The organism is Lederbergia citrisecunda (genome assembly GCF_018343695.1).
In the GTDB taxonomy this organism is placed as follows: Bacteria; Bacillota; Bacilli; order Bacillales; family Bacillaceae_C; genus Lederbergia; species Lederbergia citrisecunda.
Genome location: NZ_JAGYPJ010000002.1, coordinates 13,959 through 32,291 on the forward strand (window position 1 = coordinate 13,959; position 18,333 = coordinate 32,291).

The window sequence follows — 18,333 nt, forward strand, 5'->3', positions numbered from 1 at the left end:
AGTCGACACGGTTGTACAACCGGCCTAAGAAATATCATATTATAATAAAACTCTACTTTTTCATGATAAAAAGAAGAGTTTTTTTTGCTTTATGATTATTTGAAATACTAATCGAAGGAATCTTTTAGTTTATAAAACATATTCTTTTGCTTTGTTCCAGCTCTCATAATATAAAATAAATGTGTTAGAATGAGGCAGTTCATTTTCCCGACATAAATATCCCATTCTTTTACGGTGGTAAAGTAAAAGCGGTGCTTTATAGCTATTTCTTTAAGCGATTCTTTAGTGTACTTGTTCCTAGGTTTTATACTGTCTTGTCCAAATATGAATATCTTAGACTTTTGCCAAGTACCAAAATAACTAGCAAACGTTCCCGCCCAGGGGAAAGAGTTTTTCTCTGCATGAGCATTCCACTCTTTAGCAATCTCTTTCAACTCTTCAAGTGTATATTGTGCCTTCACTTTTATATTAGTTTGAGTAGGAGGGGCATCCTTACCGAAAATATGGAACTTAGCATCTTCCCACGGTCCAAAGTGGTGGTTGTATGTATTGCTTGCTGGATAACGGTATTTATTCACATATGTATTCCATGTCATGGCGGTGGTGAAATATTCTCGGTTTTCGTTAGCTATTTGAATTAGTCGTCTCTCAATAAATAGTTTTACCTCATCTTCTGTTAGATTGAAAATTTCCATAATCGCGTTTAGTCGTGTGTGCGTATGTATTAAAATCTGATATATTTCCGCTAATCTATCTGGACAAAGCAATTGAAGATGGCGTCTTGCTAGGAGTAGGAGCCGGGGAATCATACGATGACGAAGATTGAGAGCATGATGCTTTTTTACTAAATTTATATGTTATAATTGTACAGAATACGACATAAAGGGGACAACTTAGAAATGACAACACAGGAAAAACAAAAAAAGCCGAAAAAACCGTTCTATAAAAGATGGTGGGTATGGGTAATTGCTATCATTGTTATTGTGAAGATTGCTTCTGGTGGAGATGATACTAGTAAGGATGTTCAAAAAGAAAGCAAACCAGCAACTACCCAGCCGGCGAAAGAAACGCAAAAAGAGGAACCGAAAAAAGAAGATACGAAGGCAGAGGATGACGTTCCTAATGAATATAAGTCTGCTTTGAAAAAAGCTGAATCGTACGCAAAAACAATGAACATGTCTAAAAGTGCTATTTTTGAACAATTAACTTCAGAATATGGCGAAAAGTTTTCTACAGAAGCATCCGAGTATGCAATGAGCAAACTCGAATATGACTGGAAAGCCAACGCTTTGAAAAAGGCTGAATCCTATTCAAATACTATGTACATGTCAAAACAAGGAATCTATGAACAACTTATTTCTGAACATGGCGAAAAATTTACTGAAGACGAAGCACAGTACGCAATTGACAATCTGGAAGCTGATTTTAATGAAAATGCCTTGGCAAAAGCAAAAAGTTATCAGGAATCAATGAGTATGTCACCTGAAGCGATAAGAGACCAATTAATTTCTGAGCACGGTGAAAAATTTACACAAGAAGAAGCCGATTACGCTATTGAGCATTTAGATAAATAAAAAACGCAAAACACGCCCTCACCTTTTCTTTGGTTGAGGGCTTTAAAATTAGTTTTTATGCCGTGATCAATATCAATATTAATATTATTGTTAGCGAAAGGAGCCGAAAGCCTTGTTTGTTGGCAGCATTCGAAGCCAAAAGAATTGAATCACACTTATTCCTTCCTATCCGTGTAAATACGAGTAAATAATAAAGACAACAATTATCTTTCTTCATACATTCGATCCTCTGTATGGGTAAGTAATTCAATGAATACTATTCAAACGTACCACTTTTTCAACCTCTTGGGATTAATTCAAAATCTTATATTTCCTTTTTTTATCATTAAATATCGGTGATAAACACTACTTGAAATAGGTAGAGTTGGCATTAAGGATAGAGAAATGAGGCTTTTATGTGTGTGTTTTTGAATGTATGTAAGATTATTAAATGGCATGATGTAATAATTGCCTCTAGCCCTTGATATGACTGGGTTTGTGAGTAAGATGAGAGTGGTTTCCTAACATTGAGGGTTTTAACAAGGCTTCTCATAAGTTCACTGAACTTTTGGGAGGCTTCTTTTTTTATTTCTTGCGTAGATGTACACATTTTTCGTAATCTGATCATCAGTATGACCAAGCCTGTCCATGATTTGTTCGAGTGAGACAACGGCTTCTACTAAGAGAGAGGTAGGGGTATGTTTCAAAGAGTGTGGTGTTAAGTCTGTATTTAGTTTAGCGATAGTAAGTAGTCTCTTCTTTCGGTTTTCGGCGAGTCTAACATATACATTTCTGTATTATTAATAGGATTGTAATACTTCTTGGTTATAATTTGATTTAAGTTTGAAATTAGGAGCGTAGAACTACGGGGGTGAAGCGGAATAGGATAGCAGGAGATTATTTTACTGAACAAAAAGAGCAGATCACTCATGAGTGACTGCTCTTTTGCTTGTTTTGGCATTAATGGCTTTATGAGTTTGGGAGCATACCAATGTTACGTGATATTAGTACACTGTCACAACTTTAGAAGGAGAACCAAGCACATTAATTAATGTTAATCATGAAAAAAGGTATTGCTTAGAAATTAGGTTAACATACCTAGTCGGAACCCAGATGACACAACTTGGGTACGATTTTTAGCTTTAAACTTTAACATAAGACTACTTATGTAGTCTCTAATTGTATGCTCGCTTAGATGGAGGAGTTCTCCCATTTTCTTATTATCGTATCCTTCTGCTAGGAGAGTTAATACACTTAATTCGCGATCAGTTAATTCGATAGTATTACTTGGTGAAACATTTTGATTGAAATTCTTTAGGAATAATCCTATTCTGTTGCAAACTTCCTCTATAAGTTGTAAATCCTCTTTCGTACAGTCAAACTCTTTGCCTACCTGATCTAAAGTCATCCAACCGAGAACCTCTTCGTAATGACATATTGGAGCAACAATTAATGAAGATAGATTGAATAACTCTATTGTCTCATTTTTTACAGTATGTAAGGGGTTCTTAATAAATACTGGCTTCCTAGTAATTAGCATGGTATGAAACAGCTGATTCGGATATACGTATCCTTGTGTTTTTTGAACCTTTGATAATTCTTCACCAATAACACCTTTAAACTCATTTGACCAAGGGATATATGCATAGAAAACACATCTTTTAAAGTTAAGCAGCTCTTCGCATCCCTTTATTATTTTTATAAAGTCATTTCTTCCAGAGCAGCTTATGAGAACTTTACTGAATTCATCTAGAACTTTAAGTTTATTTAGTAACGTTTTTTCATCTTGTGCATTATTACTAGCGAAAACATTAAAACGAAACAGATAATTACTGATTGTTTCTTCTTGTTCCTTTTCTAATGTTGTTTTCGGGTATAGATATATGCTAGTTTTGCCAAATTTCAAGGTTAGTGACTGCCCTGATAACTCAATTATATGATTCTTGTTTGTATCGACAATCGGATGAAAAGGAATTCTTCGGACTGTTTCTTCTTCTGATCTTCCCCAACCAAATATGACCGGGTTATTTATGTGATACCGTACGAGATAAATTTGTTGAATTGGAAATAACTCCAAATATGAAAGTAATAAGCTTTGTGAAGAATGGGAATGAAACTCTTCTTTATCTGTATTCTTCCAATTAGAAAATAGGTTGGAAATTTTTGAAGCAATATTAGGTAAGTACAACATATAGGAATAAGCCTTTACGTCTTTTGAATTTTTTAAAAAAATGGCAAAAGCCTTTTCTAGAATAAGGTAGAAGCGATGTAAATAATGATAATTCAAAATCATTGAATACGTTTGTATCCAAGTATTTAAAACAGTGTCTAAGTCGGTTTGATCCTTAGCTTCATTTGGTTCAGTTAAAATTTGCAAAAATGAACTTACGAGAAACTCAATAATAGACTGCTCTTCTTTGGATAGATTTGATTCTAATCTTATTTGCAGATTAATGTTCATTTGAAGTTGGGATTTATTTGTTTTTAGAAAGAATTTAAATTCCTCAAATGATAGATCGTTATGGGGAAATAAATCGGGTCTCATTTATTAAAGTATCTCCTTGATCAATAATTACCTATATATTGAGGGTGTGAAATAGGAATTAACCATCAATATTTAGGATAGTTTTAGCTGGCAGTGAAATTGTAAAATAACAAATGTGAACAATATATGACAGCTTTCAAAAATTGGAATCACTCTTGAGTAAAGTTTCATCATTTATAGAACTTGTGCCTAGTGGTTCTAGCATAAAATTCCCCGTTTTTATATGGAAAATATCACGTTATCCAGCGGGTAAGTGAGATGAACAATGTCTATTATACGGCAACAGCGCTTTGGTATGTAAATATTATGCAATGGAACACAATCAAAGTATTGAAAGCGTTAATCATACGCCCTTAATGGGAGAAATTGGAGTGAATCCATATTCTAATTGAAAGATTTGTTACTATTATTCCCACTATAAGATGATTTACTTCATTAATAAAGATTAAAGGGGTATGGGTATGGAAAAATCATTACCGATGAGTAAGAATTCATTAGAATCGAGTAGGAAATACAACTGGGTTCTTTGGGGAATCATTACTTTTTTGTTTTTTGGGAATTTAATTAATTTCTCTGAAAAAAATATTGTCGGCTATTCAGCGGAGTTAATTATGAAAGATTTTGGTTTGAATTCTGGCCAATGGGGATTGGTGGGAAGTGCTTATTATTGGATATTTCCAATTGCCGGGATTATCGGAGCTGCATTTTCTGATCGTTTTGGAACGAAAAAAATCCTTTCAATTCTCATGCTATCGTGGGGAGTTATACAATTTGGGGCTCTAGCGATTAATGGGTTTAGTGCGCTGATTCTATATAGAGTCCTATTAGGAATCTTTCAAGGCCCATTTGGTCCAGTTGCACTAAGTCATATAAATAAGTGGTTCCCCGCTGAAAAGCGCGGAGTCGCAAGCTCTTTATTTACTTTAGGAGCCACAGCAGGAGGATTAGTTTTAGCGCCTGTAATTGTTGGACTTACAACATTTGGCTGGAAAGTTGCTTTTGCCATATTTGGAGGAGTAAGTGTAATTTGGTTTCTCCTATTTATGTTTACTACAAAAGAAAGCCCGTCCAGTATAGAGCAAAAGGCAGCAACAAAAAATATGGTTGAAAATAGTATTCAAAAGAAAAGTGGTAAAGAAGTAGTAAAGATAATTTTTTCACCAACTTCTATTTTCACTTTATTTCTGGCCTTCTCTTCTTTTATTTTTGTCGTATGGACGGCAATTTGGATGCCGAACTATTTAACTAAAGTGACAGGTCTAACTTCTAGTCAGATGGGGGTAGCTGTATCAATAGTTGGAATAAGTTCCGCTACAATAATTTTTCTAGTGTCGATGGTATCTGATAAAGTGCTAGCAAAAACTAAAAGTTGGCGTTTATCCCGTGTAGTAGTAACTGGCGTATCAGCTGTTATGGGCAGTCTGTTGCTTGCTTCAGTAGTGTTTATACCAAATCCTATTTGGAATGTCATTGCATTTGGTGTGGCATATGGGTTAACGGGTTCAAACTTTGCGATTGCTCCACAAATCATGATGACGCTAGTACCGGAGCGAAGTGGGCTTATGGCAAGTATTTTAATGTCATTTCAAAATGTAGGTGGAATGATAGCTCCTGTAGCCACTGGATTTCTCATTGGTTTATCAAAAGATAATATCATTCAAGGATATAATAATTCTATTTTAATAGTGTCAGGTGCAATTTTATTATTTTCATTATTATTTTTGTTGTTTGTTAATCCGAATTTAAAAAAGCAGGCTTAATTCTATTTTATGATATAGACATCTAATTAAACAAAGGGAGAGTTTATTATGAGATTACAAAACAAAGTTGCAATTATTACTGGCGGAGGAACTGGAATTGGTAGGGAGACCGCATTAAAATTTGCGAAAGAAGGGGCTAAGCTTGTCATTACTGATATTAATAAAGAGGCAGGTATGAAAACTGCTCAAGAGATTCAAGCAATGGGTGCTGAAGCCATTTTTGTACAACATAATGTAAGCAACGAAGACGATTGGAAAACAGTTGTTAGTGAAACAAGAAGCCGTTTCAAAAAAATCGATGTATTATTTAATAATGCAGGTATCTACATCATCAAACCTCTTGCAGAAATTGGATTAGATGAGTGGAATCGTTTAATGTCTATAAATGTGACAGGGGTTTTCCTTGGTATGAAGCATGTGATGCCTGTGATGGCAGAACAAAAAAGTGGTTCTGTAATTAATGCTTCATCAATTGCTGGTTTATTTGGAGCTCCTGGACATGTTCTTTACGGGGCAAGTAAAGGTGCTGTTCGCATCATGACAAAAGATGCTGCTATTGAATTCGCTAGCAAAGGTGTGCGTGTAAACTCTATTCATCCAGGATTTATTGAAACTGCAATGACAGATTATGCTTCAGAAGCAACTGGACGTACGAAAGAGGAATTAAATAATGCGTATCCACTTGGAAGAATGGGTAATACTGAAGAAGTTGCACATACAGTTGTATTCCTTGCATCTGATGAATCTTCTTTCACAACAGGGGCAGAGTTCGTTATTGATGGTGGAGCTACTGCAAGATAATTCAAGACGTTTTCCTGAAGTGAATATCCCTTTATAGCTAAAGAAACAAGCGCTCTACTTAGTGCTTGTTTCTTTAATTTTTGTGGAACATCTTAAATAATAAGACTCATGAAAAAAATCTAATTCATCATATGATTGAAATTTATAAGCATTCCTAGAAAAAACAGTATGATTTGGCTGATATAAGTATAAGGTTTCAGATATTTTATGTCGGAAAAAGATTTAACATTCATAATTTAGTAAAACTTCGATAAAATGCACTTTTTTCACAAAATGTTAAAAAGGTTTATACAAAAGGAATTGCCTCTTTTCAGCAATTCCTTTTTATGTGCTTTAAGTTAAGGGTTTGTATTGCCCATCTTACATTTTACGCGTAATCTAGCAATATTAATCTATTTTGCACAACGATTTCACTCTGCCTCATTAAATATATATTTATTCAAAAAGTTATTGCGAAACTTACCATTCGGATCATACTTCATAAGCAGTTGCTGAAAAGCGGGCATCTTTTCATAAAGTGATTGTATTTTTGCAGGTGAGGTAGTGAACAGTTTTCCCCAATGTGGCTTTGCTTGAAAAGGTTCAAGCTGGGCTTCGATGAGTGGTAGCACCTGCTGAACTTCCGCCCATTTGTCCTGCCATGTAAAGTGAATGGCAACCGAATCCTGCTTATAGGATGGGCTCATCCATAGCTCGTCCTGTGCAATGGTCCGCACTTCTGATATAAATAGATGTGGTGCGATTTGGTCGCGGATACCACTAATCGCACAAAGAGCGTCATAGGCATGCTCGCGAGCCAAAATATATTCACTTTGCAGCTCTTGACCTTTACTTGGGGTAAAGTCCATTCTAAAGTGTGGCAAGCGATCTAGCCAATCTCCTGGCACACCTAGCTGCGCTGTACAATTCTCTGCTCCAACCTTTGGTACGGGATGGAGATTTTCTTTAGCTGCTTTTGCTCCATAAAAGTCTTTTTCTAACACAAAAGTCTGATCATCCGTCAGTTTGCTCTTCAGCCACACCTGATTAAACGTTTCGTCCTGCCAATCCGTAAAAAGACTTACGCTATAGGCACTGGAATATATGGTATCAAAATCGCGAGCTAGCTGTGCTAACGGTAGATTTTCGTAAACAACCTGCCTCATTTGACAACTTGGTAGGACATCTAGTGTTAATTGTGTGACGACACCGAGTCCACCTAGCCCAACAACTGCGCCATGTAATTCATCTTCTGATTTCTCCCTTGAAAAAGTTACAATACTTCCATCAGCTGTGACAACTTCCATAGCACGTACAGCTGCAGCTAAATTTTGATTGTTATTACCTGAACCATGTGTTGCTGTTGCACAAGCTCCAGCAACTGAAATGTGCGGAAGAGAAGCAAGGTTATGTAAGGAATAACCATGTTGCTGAAGCACATTACAAAGGTCGCCATACTTGATTCCTGCCTGCACGGTTACGGTTTCATTTTCACGATCAATGGATAAGATTTTGTTGATCTTTTGCAAGGATACTATATTCTCATTTGAATCTGCGATACTATTAAACGAATGACGCGTTCCAATCACACGTAGCTTTGTTAAGCTTGAGACTAATTGTTGAAGGTCTTCAACAGATTCAGGTTCATGCCAGTTAGTCGTGCTATATTGAAAATTACCTGCCCAATTTCTTTTCATATCTATTAATCCTACTCCTTTTTTACTGTTTCATTAGCTTAACTATACGCTTAAGAAGAAAAAATTTTCAATCAATTTTACCTCTGCATAACAGCATGAGACAAAAAACAACAAAACACTGCGTTGCTGTTTTAAGAAATTTTCTTCAAATCTATTTTTTAATGTCCATCAAAAGGGATACACATTAATATGCCTAAGCTCTTTTTATTATGGCAGAAAAGATCACGTTAATGTTTTTTAAACCTATTTTTCTTATTTTGGATAGTTATAACTGGGCGGCATGAGGTATACAGTATGAAAAAAAACAACAATTATTATAGTTTATGTGCGCTGTACACGTATTTGTTGGATGATAGTAAGATATTGATAGTAAATGAAGTAGTACCTAAATTTTGTATGCTGCCCTTACTCAATTAATGGTCGATTGTTTAGTAATAGTAGTAGCATTTGTTAAACAGGCAGGCTGGTGAAAGAAGGACCTAGAGTAATAATACAGAATAAGATTTTAGTATATTACTGGAGGATAGAATTTTATGAGACTGAGACAAATGGCAGTGGCTCCTACTTAATGAGGATCAGGAAGTTTTATTTCTTCAAAAAAAAGGCGAAAGACGATTTTCTGGCAGGTTTTTTAGTTCCAATAGGTGAATCTGAAATGAGTTCATAGGCTTGGCCATATATCATATCATTTACTAAAGTATTTTCATAAGCTAAAATTTTTTCTACAATATTTAAGCATTTTCCCTTAAATAATTCTATTGCTTTCTTGGCCCATCTTGCTTATCTAATGCTTTGAAGTGCCTAAAATATTTTCCAAGTGATTCATCGTTCATTTCTCATTTTTTGGAATTTATTTATGTAAGTACAATATCAATATTACAAACGTTTGTTCTATTGTAAAATGTTCACTACATTTGAATTTAGTGCCAAATTAAAAAAAGAAAATCCTTATTCCCCCATCTGTTGTCCGTTTGTTTACAAGGACAAGAATCTCTAAACTGCTTCTCAAGTAATTATCAATCCCATTAAGATCACACCTTTAATTGAGGAACTGCAGAAACAGTTTAGACTTTCCTGTCCAATGTTCAAGGAGCTTAGAATTTCTTGTATCCGATCTGTAACTGTCTATTATTCATATATTTTATGATTAATGGCAATAGCAATAATTCAAAGTTGCCAGTGTGATATTATCAATCTCCATCCAATAACCAGTTAATGTACGCTGAATTTACGTCATTTTTCCTTTTGACGACTAAGGTTTTATATTCCCTAGTGGATAGTTGAACATTTTCAAATAACTCAATTTCCTTTGAAGAGGAAACGATACGGACATTGTTTTTGACCTTAATTGTAAAATAATTTAGCAAGCCGGGCGGCTTTGATTTAAAACCGGAAAGCTTTGAAAAATCAAGATAACAACCAGACGAATCTGCTTTCAACGATACCTCTGAATGATAAACCACTTGACTGAATCCTTCTGCCGTGTTGGCAGCTAGCATCGTGTCGAATCGATTTTGATACGGTTCTAGGAATTTAACCCAACGGCTCACCACTTCTCCATTTCTCTCGGGATCGGGATGGAGCAAATTTGGCCAGTGCATGCCACAAATTGGACCGTTAATATTACCGCTTACTTCCGGCTCGAGCACGTTCCATAAATATAGGTCCGTTCCGCGATTTACCGCAATTAAGGATCCGTCAAATCCGAAGAGTTCCGATTCCGGTTGCTTCGACCTAGGCATACCTTCAAATGGAAGGGAATGATACTTCACGCCGAATTGCTCAAGTATGAATGCAAGCCCTTCTTCACCGGCCCCATAATGGTGTTGATGCGCGGTGGCTACGAATGATTCGGGAAAAGGTCCGAGATCGTTTTCTTTAAGTATTTCAGCGAATGCCTCCAAGTGTGCTATTACGCTTTCTTTTGGTCTCATGTTTCCGTGTACGTCATGCCATTCCGCCCTCTCCATAACGCCTCCGTTACCCCAATATTCATGACCGATACCGTGCAAGCCCACTTCAATAAAACGGTTCTCGTTTCGAATGATAGCTGCAGCCTCTTTTAACAGTGGAGAAGATTTCCATGGATTCCTCCACTGTTCACCTAAATATGTTGCGTCGGGCAGCGCCCTTAGGCGGTCGGTCAAGTCCCACTCACATAAAATGAATGAAGCCTGCGGACGCATGCCTAGCCGTTTGCCAAGTTCGGCGATCGCTGTATAATCCAATGGATGATGGTCTCGATTTATGTCTGATCTCCACGGCCCATTCTTACTGACGCTAGAACTGCCTGTCCACCATCCAGCATCATCTATTACCACTTGTATTGCAAGAGGAATACTTATCAAATTCATGCAATCAGATCCTTCCATGTTCTATTCACATATTTTTAGTAACGATTGAACTTCTCCTTGCTTTTTTTGGTAATATGTTGGACCACTATAAAAATCGTCAAATAACAGAAATCCTGCAGCTGAACTCATTTGTTTACCTGACAAAACATGCCTTTTGATTGCACGCTGCAATGAAGTCTCTTCCGGTAAAGTATGCAAATCTTTTGGTTTGGATATAAATACAGTTTCAAATACTGAATCATCATCAACAATTCTGTACAAATAAAAATCACGCTGGAATTTCACCAAATTGGAATCCTCAGGTAGAATTTTCTGTAAAAGTGGATCAAACATCCAAGTATGACATATAAAACCCTTGAACTGTTGTTTAGGAAACAGCTTAGGATAAATTGCCATTGCGCTTCGATACGATTCATCCAGCAAGTCATATTCCAATTTTCCTCCGCGTGGAATATGGACATCCAGCATGAAGTCCCCCTTTATTAATACTGCTTCCCATTCTGCTAAAGATAATTTTACTGTTTTCGACAGAACCCTACCGAGTGGGGTTATAGGGAACCCTTCAAAGAAATTACCAGTTAATTGACACTCCCCCTCTAATGCAATCACCATTCTGGTATTCATGTGGCGGTAAACACTGATATGTTGATCAAATTTTTTAGGCATGTATTGCAGACGGCCAATGCGGAAGAGCCCGCCCTGAAAATGATTTTTTAACCATTCAAGAAGGAAATTTTCAATTCCCCAGACACCTGTTCGTTTTCTCGATTCTTCCATAATGATTCCGATATCGGATAAGGTATCAAAAAGAATGGATTCCGTGATGCCACGCATCTTATAATTCTCTCTTAACCATGGAAGGTTTGAAACTGCAATAATCAAGGGAAACATCTGTGCCATAGCACCCATTGCCACTTCTGGTATGGGCCAGCTTGCTACGTCATAAGCGTCCGTAGGACTATTTTCTTCATAAAGCAGGCATTTCCAAAGCCATGCAAAAGTGATCAAATCTTCTCTTCCTCTAATAAGCTCCAAAGCATGATAAAAAGCAGCAGATTTCTCTTCATTTAACTTGAAATAAAGATTGGCCTCTGATATATATTCGCTTCTTAAAAAATACAGCTGCTGATCATCTTTATATAGAGCTATTACAGATTCCCAGTTTTCAACCCACACCTCCGGAGGATTATTGATATGTAGTAAGGTCATCAACTCATGAAAGCATTGTATGAGTTGAGTTTTTTTTCGATTTGGCCGCAGCATGTCATCAACACCTTATCTTCTATATTTACCGCGAGGCTTAGCTTTATTAAAATGTGTTTTGTATTTAGATTATCGATTCTATATTACAACTATAATTTTAAACCAACTGCTCCAAAAATAAAACACCAAAAATGGGAATATACCAATAAGTCGGAATAATTCGTAATATATTCATATTGAAAATGATTCTTACTTAAAATGCAGATTGTAAAGGCTATACTTAAACTGACAGAATGCTATTCTTAAAGAAGTCAATATGCAGTAGCGTGAGGAGCTTTAGGAAAATGGGTGGGATATAAGAAGATCCTTCAGCCACTACCCTTGAAATAGCTAAACACTATAACGAATTAGGTAAATCTACTGAAAAAGTGTATGAAGTTCAATGAAATCTTTAGAAGGATACCCTGAAATTACTTGGGGACTCTTAGAAGATTGGGAACTGATTATGAGCTTTTCATCAAGAAGGAGGAAGTAGATGTATGAAAGAAGACTATCAATTTATAAAAAAGATTGAAACGGAAGAAGAACTACGGTCAATTATTGGTTTTCCGAGTGAGCTAGTAAAGAGAAAAGTGATTTCATATATTGATCACAATTGTTCAGAATTCATATCTAAATCACCGTTTTTGGTTTTATCTACCTCGGATGAATTTGGATTTTGTGATGTCTCTCCTCGAGGAGATAAGAGAGGTTTTGTTCAAGTGTTAAGTAAGAAGCAGTTAATTTTACCTGAAAGACCTGGAAATAAGAGAATAGATTCAATGCGAAATATCTTATTAAACCCAAGAGTAGGTCTTATCTTTTTTATTCCAGGATGGAAACATTAAGAGGTTATGATTGGGCGGAATGATGTTAACATTTGGTATTTAATAGATTTATGCTTCATATTTCTAACATTGTGAATTAACAAAGGCTTCTCATAAGTTGAGTAAACTTCTGAGAAACTTCTTTTTTTGCCTCTTGTGTTACAATGAACGGTAACATTTTTATTTCAGGGGGCGGAAAAATGTACACTGTTCTTACATATTTTGTTACCCTATTTGTCATAGTAATATCAGTCTTTATTTCACTATTAATTAAATATGAATTAGAGAAAATGTTTCGAGAAAAAAGGGATGTAATCCCTTTTCATATATGTAATGTGCTGATTACATTAATGGTTTCCTTTGGGGCCCATACTGTCATGACAATTTATATCGTTGGGAAAGAAGTTAATTTCCTATTACAATTAGTCATTCTCCTGTTCATGATCTTTCCCATTTATTTTGTAGGTCACTTAGCATTTGTAAAATATAAATTTAAATACTGGCCATACGAAACTACTGACAACGAGAAAGTGATAGTCCTTAACGAACAATACTTAATAAAGAAAAAACTGCCTTTAAGATTGAGAAATTATAATGCTGCTGCCAAGGAAAATAAATCAAAGAAGTAAGTATAAAATCTTAGGAGGATGACATGGACGTTTTTGCAAAATATTTAGCAGGTATCGATAACCTCGACCACCGCGACCGAACAAATGAAATTTTGGCGTGGATTGCTAATAAATTCCCAAAATTGGAACCGCAAATCAAGTGGAATACACCAATGTTTACCGATCACGGCACATTTATTATCGGCTTTTCCACAGCGAAGCATCATTTAAGCATTTCACCCGAAGAAGTAGGCATTGAGCGCTTTGCCGATGATATAACAAAAGCTGGCTACAGCGCTACCAAAGGTTTGTTTCGAATTCCGTGGAATGATCCGGTAGATTACGAATTGCTTGAGAAAATGATTGAGTTCAATATACAGGATAAAGCAGAATATACGAATTTTTGGCGTAAATAATACATCACGCATTATCAAAAAACGTATGACACGAAAAGATTGTCATGCGCTTTTGCGATTCAATTAAGGTGCAAACTGCTAAATAGTGGCCGTATGCGAACCTCTCGTCAAATAGGATGTAGATGATAATAGTTTTTTCATACTAATCAATTTGATTTTAGCCGTTATACAAAAATATAAGGGTATATTGATGTTACAAGGTGATCTGCTTTTATAAATTTCATTTTAATATCAATAGGAATCATAAAAAGGCTTCTCATAAGTTCACTGAACTTATGAGAAGCCTTTTTTTGTGAGGTAGAGGTACACATTTTTGTGATTTGATTATGTGTATGAGCAATCCTGTCCATGATTTGTTTCATGTCCCTAGTATCTAGAATCGAAAGAATGCTTTTCCTTTCGTTTGTATTTTGGTTAAATATGGAAAAATAAACTAGTGTCAAAGCTTTACAAATATTATCAGGGTGAGAAAATTAGGAATCTTGAAGATAAAACGAATAAAATTCTGCATTTCACCACAGCTGTCTATGATACCTCTTATGAAAAAAATTATATTTGAATAATTTTGGGGTTGATATCGAACTATAATTAGAATAAAATAAAAAACGTTCGGTTATTAATTTCACTTTCTGTATAAAAGATACTTTTTTTTACTATTTACGCATCAAAAGCAAACAATGGTATAGAGTAAATATACAATATGCGGTATTGAGATGAGTCTCAAAGGATCCTCATTAATCACAAAAATATGAAAATGAAAATAGAGATATATTGAAATATCAAGTTATATTAATAGATTTTGGTTAAAGGGGTTAACAAAATGATTTTCAAAAAGCAATACGAGGAAATAAAAAAGATTGCAGAAGATATATATTATCATCCGGAATTAGGATATAAAGAAGAACGCACAAAAGAGAAGATTGTAGCTTCTTTAAAGTCTATGAATCCGAATATTGAAATTGAAGAATTCAGTACTACTGGTTTCAAAACAACGTTGGGAGATCAAGATAAAAAACTACAAGTTGCTTTTATTGCAGAATTAGACGCAGTGTATACCCCTTCACATATGTATGCAGATAAAATTACGGGTGCTGCCCATAACTGCGGCCATTACACACAGGTTGCCATCGCACTTGCTTTATACAATTATTTGGTGAAGTCGAATGTATACAAGGATTTTAATTATAAAATCTCCTTTATCTTTGTCCCAGCAGAGGAATATTTAGATCTAGCATATCGCGACGAGTTAATCAAACAAAACAAGATTACGCATTATGGTGGTAAGCCAGAAGCAATGAAGCTTGGTATTTTTGATGATATTGATTTGGCCATCTGTGTTCATGCTATAGGCGGAGAATTTGCGAAACGAACGATCAATACAAACTGTGATTTAGCCGGATTCCTGTATAAAAGATATAAATTTATTGGAAAAGCAACTCATGCAGGGTTTGATCCGTTCTCTTCAAAAAATGCGTATAACATGTCTACATTGTTTAATGTAGCTGTCGGCTTAAGCCGTCAACAACTCAAAGATTCAGAAAAGGTACGAATTAATCCGATTGTGATGGAATCAGATATGTCAACCAATGTGATACCCAATGCTATTACAATAGGGACAGATTTGAGGACATTATCCATTGAATATATGAAGGAAGCTGCGATTAAACTAGATGCTGCTGCAACGGGAAGTGCAATAGCCCTGCAAGGAGATGTGGAAATTTCCACACAGATGGGTTATTTACCTTTTAAACAAGACCGTTATTTATCAGAATTTGTATGGGAAGCATTTAAAGAAAATGATGAAATTGAAGTGCTGTATAATGATGACCCGATCAGTGCAGCTGGAGATATTGGCGATCTGTCTTATATGATTCCTTGCATTCAGATTGGTTACAGCGGGTTTACGGGAACGATTCATGGGGATGACTTTATCGATATCGACCCTCCATTTATTTATGAGATATTCCCGAGATTTTTAGCACAGGTTTTTGAAAAAATGAATGGGAATATTGACTCTTCAAGATTATATAGAAGAAGTTACAAAGATTATATCAATTTAATGAATGAAATTATGGATAAGGAAGGGAACGAAGAAAATGAATAAGAATTTTATTTATCTCATTATATTTGCACTAGCAGTCATTACAGTTTCTGAAATGATTGGGTTCCAAAGTGTTCAGATTGGTACTCTTTCAATTGGCTTATTGCCGCTTGTATTTGCCATTATCATCACTATGGTTTTAGGAATGACCTTTTTTCGCAAAGGTTTTTGGAAAAAAGTCTATAGTAAAGAGAATGTTGAATTTGCTGGGAAATACTTGATTTTTATCATGCTGCCACTTATGGCGCGATATGGTGCAGATGTTGCCCCGAAATTAGGTGAAATTCTACAGATTGGCTGGGTATTCATTACTCAGGAACTTGGAAACCTCGGAACTGTCTTATTAGGTCTACCGGTTGCGCTTTTGCTTGGGTTACGACGAGAAGCAATTGGAGCTACACTAGGAATTGGTCGTGAAGGGGAACTCGCCTATATTTCCGAAAAATATACTTTGGATTCTGATGAAGGAAGAGGGGTATTATCCCTATATATCATCGGTACATTATTTGGAACGATATTTTTCAGTGTTTTTGCCCCGTTATTACTTAAATTTGGTTTCAGTATTGAAGCCTTAGCTATGGCATGCGGTATGGGTTCTGGAAGTATGATGAGTGCCGCTTCTGCTTCTTTAGTTGCACAAGTTCCAGACATGGAGAGCACCATTTTAGCCTATGCATCTGCAAGTCAGCTGCTTACTAGTTTCCTAGGTACTTTTACAATGGTATTTCTTGCAGCTCCATTACAGAAATTTATTTACAGACTTTTAGTCAGAGGTGATAAAAATGCAAAACGCGCTGCGTAATTCATATATTAAATATGGTTTAATTATTTTATTAAGTCTTTTACTTATCTTATTTACTCAGTTTATTAAACATTTGAAAAATCCTGATTCTATGGCAGTTACCTGGATGACGATAGTGGGATTGATTGCATTATGGGTGTTCTCTATGATTGGAATTTTAATTTCGGAAAAGCTTAAAACAAGTTCAATTAATTTTCTTAAAGAATTCCCGGTATTAGGATGGGTTGCGATTATTTCACTTGTTATGTGCTTGATCTCTGACTTTTTTGTGCAAGCTATTCGAGCGGTGGATTTCCTTTCCATCACAACACCAATTCTTACTTTTGCCGGAATTTCTGTAGCAAACCGTTTGGTGGATTTAAAGAATACTTCTTGGAAAGTTGCCATTGTTGCAATTTTCGTATTTAGTGGAACATATATTGGTAGTACATTGATGGCGCAAATTGGGTTATTTTTTGCAGGGAAGTAGCAAATATTTGCTATTGAATATTAATGAATTTGTGTGAGTAAAATGCTAACATTTTGCTAACGAAATCCCATGAAGCCACCCTTAAGATGAAAGTGTGTAATATCTTGAACGATATGTGCAAAAAATGTGGTAAATCAAGATTTTTTGCAAATCAGGATAGTAACAAACAGTAATTTCCTGTTCAAGATGTAAACCTTGTTACATCAAGATTTCTGGCTGTGATTAAAACTTTTATTATACAAAAAAACAAATTTAATTTTACGAAAGGCTTTCGTTATGAATCGAACATAATGGAAGCCTCTTTTATTTAGTGACAATAAAGTCGTTTAATTTAGATGTGTTATACCTGTAAATTAAACGACTTTATTTGTAATTAACCAACTTATTTGTCACTCAACATGTATAGTGGAAAATGACCATTTAATGGTTTATCAAATTAAGAAATTATATCTATTAAATGGTACCAATTAAGGGACTTTATTAGTAAATTAAGGGAAAATTGGGAATAAATGTGGAAGCTTAATTATTTTTATGCTTTAATGAAATTGTATTTTGAGCGAAAGGAGATATGAAAATATGAAAATAGGTAAAAAAAGTATTTGTGTTTTAGGAACATTAACAACAGTATTTAGCATGAGTCTACTAGGAACTGATAATGCTTCAGCAATGACTACTGTCTCAAAGCAACATATCTCTACAGAAAACTCAATTAATCGCGCTTGGGAATATGTTTGGCCAGTGTATAGACTAACAACTCCTTATACTGTAGGAGGGAACGATCTTGAGCTTATACAAAGAGTGGTTGGAGTAAAGTTAGATGGGATTTATGGTCCTGCTACAGCCAATGCTGTTAAAACTTTTCAGAGTAGAAATGGATTAAAGGCAGACGGAGTAGTTGGACCAGCCACTTGGGAAAAGATATGTAGAGCTGCGCCTGTACTTAGATCAGGTTCTAGTGGTGGGTATGTGTCACTTGTTCAAAGGTATTTAGGGGTACAGCCTTATGATGGTATTTACGGGTCAAAAACAGTTGCAGCAGTGAAAAATTATCAAAAATTTCATGGGATCACAGCAGATGGAGTAGTTGGACCTAACACTTGGAAGTATTTAGTTATGGAAGGTATTTGGGAATGACAATGGTGTTAAATTCTAAACATGTTCGAGTAATTTTCTGTAGCT

At 35.5% G+C, this 18,333-nt stretch carries 15 protein-coding genes and 1 pseudogene; 10 read left to right on the plus strand and 6 right to left on the minus strand.

Annotation, left to right across the window (positions count from 1 at the left end):
• Positions 1–107 precede the first annotated feature (107 nt).
• Positions 108–809: a hypothetical protein gene (locus KHA93_RS22290; protein WP_213113121.1), complete on the minus strand. Its 702-nt coding sequence runs from the start codon at positions 807–809 to the stop codon at positions 108–110.
• Positions 810–899: 90 nt separating this feature from the next.
• Between KHA93_RS22290 and KHA93_RS22295 the strand changes: the two genes are divergently transcribed.
• Positions 900–1,574 carry an Ltp family lipoprotein gene (locus tag KHA93_RS22295; protein WP_213113122.1) on the plus strand — a complete coding sequence of 225 codons (675 nt, stop codon included), beginning with the start codon at positions 900–902 and terminating at the stop codon, positions 1,572–1,574.
• A 536-nt stretch (positions 1,575–2,110) separates the two neighbouring features.
• Here the strand turns inward: KHA93_RS22295 and KHA93_RS23425 are convergent.
• Together KHA93_RS23425 and KHA93_RS22305 are read right to left on the minus strand one after the other, a co-directional pair.
• Positions 2,111–2,260, minus strand: a complete 150-nt coding sequence (locus KHA93_RS23425; protein WP_233711630.1) for a site-specific integrase — start codon at positions 2,258–2,260, stop codon at positions 2,111–2,113.
• 377 nt (positions 2,261–2,637) lie between these two features.
• A complete protein-coding gene (locus KHA93_RS22305) occupies positions 2,638–4,014 on the minus strand; it encodes a LuxR C-terminal-related transcriptional regulator (RefSeq protein WP_213113123.1) in 1,377 nt (458 codons plus the stop codon).
• A 545-nt stretch (positions 4,015–4,559) separates the two neighbouring features.
• Here KHA93_RS22305 and KHA93_RS22310 point away from each other — a divergent pair.
• Together KHA93_RS22310 and KHA93_RS22315 are read left to right on the plus strand one after the other, a co-directional pair.
• Positions 4,560–5,858 carry an MFS transporter gene (locus KHA93_RS22310; RefSeq protein ID WP_213113124.1) on the plus strand — a complete coding sequence of 433 codons (1,299 nt, stop codon included), beginning with the start codon at positions 4,560–4,562 and terminating at the stop codon, positions 5,856–5,858.
• A gap of 48 nt (positions 5,859–5,906) precedes the next feature.
• Positions 5,907–6,659, plus strand: a complete 753-nt coding sequence (locus KHA93_RS22315) for an SDR family NAD(P)-dependent oxidoreductase (RefSeq protein WP_213113125.1) — start codon at positions 5,907–5,909, stop codon at positions 6,657–6,659.
• Between the two features lie 410 nt (positions 6,660–7,069).
• Here the strand turns inward: KHA93_RS22315 and KHA93_RS22320 are convergent, their stop codons facing one another.
• The 3 genes from KHA93_RS22320 to KHA93_RS22330 form a co-directional block, all read right to left on the minus strand.
• A complete protein-coding gene (locus KHA93_RS22320) occupies positions 7,070–8,341 on the minus strand; it encodes an FAD-binding protein (RefSeq protein WP_213113239.1) in 1,272 nt (423 codons plus the stop codon).
• A gap of 1,184 nt (positions 8,342–9,525) precedes the next feature.
• On the minus strand, positions 9,526–10,689 hold the full coding sequence (locus KHA93_RS22325) for a hypothetical protein (RefSeq protein WP_213113126.1): 1,164 nt from the start codon (positions 10,687–10,689) through the stop codon (positions 9,526–9,528).
• Between the two features lie 21 nt (positions 10,690–10,710).
• Entirely contained in the window at positions 10,711–11,898 is a 1,188-nt protein-coding gene (locus tag KHA93_RS22330; RefSeq protein ID WP_213113127.1) for an acyltransferase domain-containing protein, read from the minus strand.
• A gap of 533 nt (positions 11,899–12,431) precedes the next feature.
• On the opposite strand from KHA93_RS22330, the pseudogene KHA93_RS22335 reads away from it, so the two are divergent.
• The 7 genes and pseudogenes from KHA93_RS22335 to KHA93_RS22365 all read left to right on the plus strand — a co-directional run.
• Positions 12,432–12,767: pseudogene (locus KHA93_RS22335) on the plus strand (pyridoxamine 5'-phosphate oxidase family protein); the annotation flags it as partial.
• Between the two features lie 191 nt (positions 12,768–12,958).
• On the plus strand, positions 12,959–13,387 hold the full coding sequence (locus tag KHA93_RS22340; RefSeq protein ID WP_213113129.1) for a hypothetical protein: 429 nt from the start codon (positions 12,959–12,961) through the stop codon (positions 13,385–13,387).
• A gap of 23 nt (positions 13,388–13,410) precedes the next feature.
• Positions 13,411–13,782 carry an iron chaperone gene (locus KHA93_RS22345; RefSeq protein ID WP_213113130.1) on the plus strand — a complete coding sequence of 124 codons (372 nt, stop codon included), beginning with the start codon at positions 13,411–13,413 and terminating at the stop codon, positions 13,780–13,782.
• Between the two features lie 820 nt (positions 13,783–14,602).
• Positions 14,603–15,886: a M20/M25/M40 family metallo-hydrolase gene (locus KHA93_RS22350; RefSeq protein WP_213113131.1), complete on the plus strand. Its 1,284-nt coding sequence runs from the start codon at positions 14,603–14,605 to the stop codon at positions 15,884–15,886.
• Positions 15,879–16,685, plus strand: a complete 807-nt coding sequence (locus tag KHA93_RS22355; protein WP_213113132.1) for a DUF3100 domain-containing protein — start codon at positions 15,879–15,881, stop codon at positions 16,683–16,685. Before KHA93_RS22350 ends, KHA93_RS22355 begins: the two co-directional genes overlap by 8 nt.
• The gene (locus KHA93_RS22360) at positions 16,666–17,154 is read left to right on the plus strand and encodes a hypothetical protein (protein ID WP_213113133.1); all 489 of its coding nucleotides are present in this window, start codon (positions 16,666–16,668) and stop codon (positions 17,152–17,154) included. The genes KHA93_RS22355 and KHA93_RS22360 overlap by 20 nt, the downstream gene beginning before the upstream one ends.
• A gap of 576 nt (positions 17,155–17,730) precedes the next feature.
• Positions 17,731–18,288, plus strand: coding sequence for a peptidoglycan-binding domain-containing protein (locus tag KHA93_RS22365; protein WP_213113134.1), 558 nt, complete (start codon positions 17,731–17,733; stop codon positions 18,286–18,288).
• The last annotated feature ends 45 nt before the right edge of the window (positions 18,289–18,333 follow it).

Coding starts and splice junctions, on each gene's coding strand:
- KHA93_RS22360 (WP_213113133.1), top strand. CDS start 16,666: ATGCAAAACGCGCTGCGTAATTCATATATTAAATATGGTTTAATTATT.
- KHA93_RS22355 (WP_213113132.1), top strand. CDS start 15,879: ATGAATAAGAATTTTATTTATCTCATTATATTTGCACTAGCAGTCATT.
- KHA93_RS22295 (WP_213113122.1), top strand. CDS start 900: ATGACAACACAGGAAAAACAAAAAAAGCCGAAAAAACCGTTCTATAAA.
- KHA93_RS22310 (WP_213113124.1), top strand. CDS start 4,560: ATGGAAAAATCATTACCGATGAGTAAGAATTCATTAGAATCGAGTAGG.
- KHA93_RS22340 (WP_213113129.1), top strand. CDS start 12,959: ATGTACACTGTTCTTACATATTTTGTTACCCTATTTGTCATAGTAATA.
- KHA93_RS22290 (WP_213113121.1), bottom strand. CDS start 809: ATGATTCCCCGGCTCCTACTCCTAGCAAGACGCCATCTTCAATTGCTT.
- KHA93_RS22305 (WP_213113123.1), bottom strand. CDS start 4,014: ATGAACATTAATCTGCAAATAAGATTAGAATCAAATCTATCCAAAGAA.
- KHA93_RS22330 (WP_213113127.1), bottom strand. CDS start 11,898: ATGACCTTACTACATATCAATAATCCTCCGGAGGTGTGGGTTGAAAAC.
- KHA93_RS22365 (WP_213113134.1), top strand. CDS start 17,731: ATGAAAATAGGTAAAAAAAGTATTTGTGTTTTAGGAACATTAACAACA.
- KHA93_RS22350 (WP_213113131.1), top strand. CDS start 14,603: ATGATTTTCAAAAAGCAATACGAGGAAATAAAAAAGATTGCAGAAGAT.
- KHA93_RS22345 (WP_213113130.1), top strand. CDS start 13,411: ATGGACGTTTTTGCAAAATATTTAGCAGGTATCGATAACCTCGACCAC.
- KHA93_RS22325 (WP_213113126.1), bottom strand. CDS start 10,689: ATGAATTTGATAAGTATTCCTCTTGCAATACAAGTGGTAATAGATGAT.
- KHA93_RS22315 (WP_213113125.1), top strand. CDS start 5,907: ATGAGATTACAAAACAAAGTTGCAATTATTACTGGCGGAGGAACTGGA.